The organism is Kitasatospora sp. NPDC059571 (assembly GCF_042735675.1).
Lineage (GTDB): Bacteria > Actinomycetota > Actinomycetes > Streptomycetales > Streptomycetaceae > Kitasatospora.
The window spans coordinates 1-3750 of record NZ_JBHWBW010000038.1; the positions used below are offsets into that span (position 1 = coordinate 1).

Below are 3750 nucleotides of genomic sequence, written 5' to 3' on the forward strand. Positions count from 1 at the left end.
GGCCGTCCCCGCCACCGGCCACGGCAACTGTTCGCCGACCGCGGCTACGACTTCGACAAGTACCGCCGACTCCTGTGGAAGCGTGGCATCAAGCCAGTCATCGCCCGCCGCGGTGTACCGCATGGCTCCGGATTGGGCACCGTCCGCTGGGTGGTCGAGCGCACCAACGCATGGATCCACGGGTTCCGACGCCTCCGCATCCGATGGGACATACGCGACGACATCCACGAGGCATTCCTCAAGCTGGCCTGCTGCCTGATCACCTACAGGCGCGTCCGCGCTTTGTGTTAGCTCCTCTTAGAGCGCGAGAGGCTGAGATGCGGTGCCACGGGTACGGCCGATGGGCGGGTGCGCAGCCCCGGCCAGGAGCACCCGGGGGCCGGGGCTGCGCGGTTAAGGGGTGGTCAGGAGGTGGGCATGAGGACGGTGTCGACGATGTAGACGGTGGCGTTGGAGGTCTGTACGTTGCCGCACAGCACCTTGGCGTTGCCGTTGACGGTGAAGTCCTCGCCGGAGCCGGTGACCTTGACCGTGGATCCTTCCAGGGTCTTGTGCTCACCGGGCAGGGCGTCGGGGGCAAGGCGCTCGGGGGTGACGTGGTAGGTGAGGATCTTGGTGAGCTTGTCCTTGTCGGCGAGGACGGCGTCCAGGTCCTTCTTCGGAATCTTGGCGAAGGCGTCGTTGGTGGGCGCGAAGACGGTGATGTTCTGCGCCGAGTTGAGGGTGTCGACCAGGCCGGCCTTGGTGACCGCGGCGACCAGGGTCGACAGCAGGGGGTTGTGGGAGGCGGCCGTGGCCACCGGGTCCTGGGCCATGCCCGCGAACGAGCCGGCGCCGTCCTTGGGAACGGCCGCACACGCGGCGCCGAACGGCTGGCCGGCAGCCATCGTGCTGCTGGCGTCGGGGGTCGGCATCGCCGAGGAGGCCGGGGCGGCCGCCGTGGCGCTGTCGGAGGCGGCCTTGGTGCTGCCGCTGCTGCCACAGGCGGACAGACCCAAAGCCAGCGCTCCTGCGACGAGGAGGGCGGCGAAGGTCTTGCTGCGGTGGGCGGTGGCGGGCATGGTTTGCTCCTCGTCAGGGTGGATCAATCGGCTTCGGGTGTGCCGGGCAGTGTCGACGCGTCTGGTGTGGCCGGCGTCGGTTCCTCCGTCACACCGGTCGTTCGGGGCCCGTGGTCCACCGGATGGGTGCATCTTTCGGCATCACCCGTCGGGGTGATGTGACTCGGCAGCAGCACTCGTTCCCACCTGCGGTGTCCGTCGAGTTGCGGCCGGGGCACCGGGCGTCGATGTGATCCCCGGACGTCGCGGGCACGCTCTGCCCGGGTGTCCGGGTCGAGGCCTGCACGGCCTGCCCTTCGCTGCTCGGTCGGCGCACCCCGCCGTCGAGCCCGCTGAGGCACCCCGGCGCCGCTCCGCCCGAGGGCCGGCCCGGCATCGCGTGATCGCCTGTGGCCCTGCTCGCCGTGCGGTCGGCCCGTGCTCCGGCAAAGGAGGGTCCCGCGGGCCCGTCAGGAGGCGGGCATGAGGACGGTGTCGACGATGGAGACGGTGGCGTTGGAGGTCTGGACGTTGCCGCACAGCACCTTGGCGTTGCCGTTGACGGTGAAGTCCTCACCGGAGCCGGTGACTTCACCGTGGCGCCTGGCAAGGCGCTCGGGGCGAGGCGCTCGGGCAGAACGTGGTAGGTGAGGATCTTGGTGAGCTTGTCCTTGTCGGCGAGGACGGCGTCCAGTGTCGCCTCGGGGATCTTGTCGAAGGCGTCGTTGGCGGGCGCGAACACGGTGATGTTCTGCGCCGAGCCTGCGCCTCCACCTGCGGGCCGGCCCCGCCCTACTCCCGGTTCGGCCCACCCGCGTGGCCGACCTGCCGCGCCTGATGGTGAATGGTTGCAGCCTTCGCAGTCTCGCGGACGGGCCGTCAGGCCTCGAACGGCCCAGCGCCTCCGGGCAGGGACGGAGAGCGATCCAACCACCCCGGCCGCGCGCCGCACCACCAGGGCCGCGCCGCCTCACTCGAACGGACGGTCCATGCCGCACACCACATCCCCACGCCGGGCTCCGTCGGCCCGCGCGGTCGAGCGCGCCCTCGCCTGCCTCGGCGCTCTCTCCCTCGCCGCCGCCGGCAGCGTCGCCGGGCTCGCCCCCGGCACCAGTGCCGCCTCCAGCCACCGTGAGGCACCGCTGACGAGCGGCGATCCGAAGGCCGACAACACCGATCTGTATGCGTTCACCAGTCCCGACAATCCCGACACCGTCACCCTCGTCGCGAACTGGATCCCCTTCGAGGAGCCGAACGGCGGCCCGAACTTCTACCCGTTCGCCAACGACGCCCGCTACAACATCAAGATCGACAGCGACGGCGACGGCAAGCCCGACCTGACGTACACGTGGACGTTCACCGACCACATCCGCGACGACGCCAACCAGTTCCTCTACAACACCGGTGTGGTGAAGTCCATCGACGACGCCACCCTGAACTTCCGCCAGACCTACACCCTCACCGTCGCCGACGCGGGCGGCACCACCAAGATCCTGGTCAAGGACGCGCCCGCCGCACCGTCGAACGTCGGCGCGGCCTCCATGCCCGACTACGGTTCGCTGCGCGGCCAGGCCCTGGTGGACCTGCCGGGCGGCGGCCGCAGCTTCGCCGGCCAGGCCGCCGACCCGTTCTTCCTCGACCTGCGCATCTTCGACCTCCTGTACGGGGGCAACCTCAAGGAGACCGGCCACGACACGCTGGCCGGGTACAACGTCAACAGCATCGCGCTGCAGATCCCGAAGAAGGACCTGGCGCTCAAGGGCGACCCGACGCGCAACCCGGTGATCGGCGTCTGGTCCACCACCGACCGCAAGGGTGCGGCCGTCACGGACAAGGGCGGCGAGGGCGGCGGGGCCGGCTGGCACCAGGTGTCCCGACTCGGGAACCCGCTCGTGAACGAGGCCGTCGTCCCCCTCAAGTACAAGGACGCCTTCAACGCCCTCGCCCCCGACCAGGACCACACCGTCACCCCGGTCGTCGACAAGGTGAAGGACCCGATCGTCCCCAAGCTCGTCCAGAGCATCTACGGCGTCCCCGCACCCGCGACGCCCCGCAACGACCTCGTCGAGATCTTCCTGACCGGTGTCTGCAAGGCCTGCGGGCCCGTCCAGGCGGACCTCAACTCCCAGCTGCTCAACGCCGACGTGGCCAAGGACCACTTCGTGCCCTCCGAGGAGCTGCGCCTGAACATGGCCGTACCGCCGAGCTCCTCCCCCAACCGCCTCGGCGTGCTCGCCAAGGACCTGGCCGGCTTCCCCAACGGCCGCCGCCTCGACGACGACGTCGTCGACATCGCCCTGCAGACCCTGGAGGGCGCCGCCCAGACCGGCGCCCTGGTGCCCGCGCTCGCCGCCGGCGACGGCGTCGACACGCCGTTCCGCAAGCCCGGCAGCACCTTCCCCTACGTCGCCCTGCCCAACACCGCCGCGGTGAACCAGGCCGCCTCCCAGCACCCCGGCGGCGGCATCGGCGCCGGCCTCGGCGGCACCGCCTTCGGCGGCCGGTCCGTCGCCGTGTCTGCGGCGGCGCTCGGCGGCGGCACCCTGCTGGCCACGGCGGGCCTCCTCGCCCTGCGCCGCAGGCGAGCGGCCAAGGCGTGAAGGCTCCACAGCCCGGTGACCGGCCGCCCCACCCCCGGGGGGTCCCCCGCCCCCCCAACACCAGGCGCCGGCAGGCGGGGGGCCGGGGCCGCCCGCCCGCGCCCGCCGAC

General features: G+C 71.4%; 3 protein-coding genes and 1 pseudogene. 2 read left to right on the plus strand and 2 right to left on the minus strand.

Annotated elements, in window-relative coordinates; translation table 11 throughout:
* Window positions 1-291, plus strand: a 291-nt coding sequence (locus ACFV0G_RS07175; RefSeq protein ID WP_380542960.1) for a transposase, incomplete at its 5' end; no start/stop codon positions are given.
* Between the two features lie 113 nt (window positions 292-404).
* Here ACFV0G_RS07175 and ACFV0G_RS07180 read toward each other — a convergent pair.
* Both ACFV0G_RS07180 and ACFV0G_RS07185 read right to left on the minus strand, forming a co-directional pair.
* The gene (locus ACFV0G_RS07180) at window positions 405-1061 is read right to left on the minus strand and encodes a fasciclin domain-containing protein (protein WP_380542963.1); all 657 of its coding nucleotides are present in this window, start codon (window positions 1059-1061) and stop codon (window positions 405-407) included.
* A gap of 449 nt (window positions 1062-1510) precedes the next feature.
* Window positions 1511-1800 (minus strand): annotated as a pseudogene (locus ACFV0G_RS07185) (fasciclin domain-containing protein); the annotation flags it as partial.
* Window positions 1801-2029: 229 nt separating this feature from the next.
* Here ACFV0G_RS07185 and ACFV0G_RS07190 point away from each other — a divergent pair.
* A complete protein-coding gene (locus ACFV0G_RS07190) occupies window positions 2030-3640 on the plus strand; it encodes a DUF4331 domain-containing protein (RefSeq protein WP_380542966.1) in 1611 nt (536 codons plus the stop codon).
* Window positions 3641-3750 lie beyond the last annotated feature (110 nt).